At 41.6% G+C, this 563-nt stretch carries 1 protein-coding gene; it reads left to right on the top strand.

The features are described from left to right. Positions 1–563: FAD-dependent oxidoreductase (locus tag ABD296_RS50070; RefSeq protein WP_344285749.1), on the top strand; the 563-nt coding region annotated here is incomplete at both ends.

The raw sequence follows: 563 nt of genomic DNA, 5'->3' as shown, positions 1-563 counted from the left end.
AAAAACAATTGGTGATTGGCCTGCGAAAAACCTTCTTGAGTTTTTGCGTCATTTAACTGATGGTGACATGTTGTTGCGTATGAAAGGCGGTACACCTGCATTTGTAGATAGCTTAATTAAAGGCATTGATATCCATAGCGGTTCGGCAATTAAAAAAGTTGAGCTACAAGGTGAAAAAGTACTGGTCGAAAATGAAAAAGGTGACCAAGGTACATTTGACCGCGTTATTGTGGCGACGCCAACATCTAAACTTGAAGAGTTCTTAAACCCTGAACAGTTTGCAGAAGATATGAATCTGCTTAAACAGTTCCGCTTTGAACAAGGCGACTTGGTTATTCATACAGATGCAACAGTAATGCCACCACGCCGTAAAGACTGGTCAGTGCTGAGCTATATGATGGACCGTAAGTTTACTCGTCAGCAGTTTACAGTTTGGATGAATGCCGTTGAGCCATCACTGGTAGGTAAAAATCCTGTATTCCAAACTTGGCGTCCAGTAGTTGATATTGACCCTAAAAAAGTCATTTCAAAAGTGACCTTAACGCGTGCAGTTGTAGACTCGC

Origin of the sequence: Actinomadura napierensis (assembly GCF_039529375.1) — a bacterium.
GTDB classification, from domain to species: domain Bacteria; phylum Actinomycetota; class Actinomycetes; order Streptosporangiales; family Streptosporangiaceae; genus Spirillospora; species Spirillospora napierensis.
This window is presented reverse-complemented; position numbering and strand designations above follow the sequence as displayed.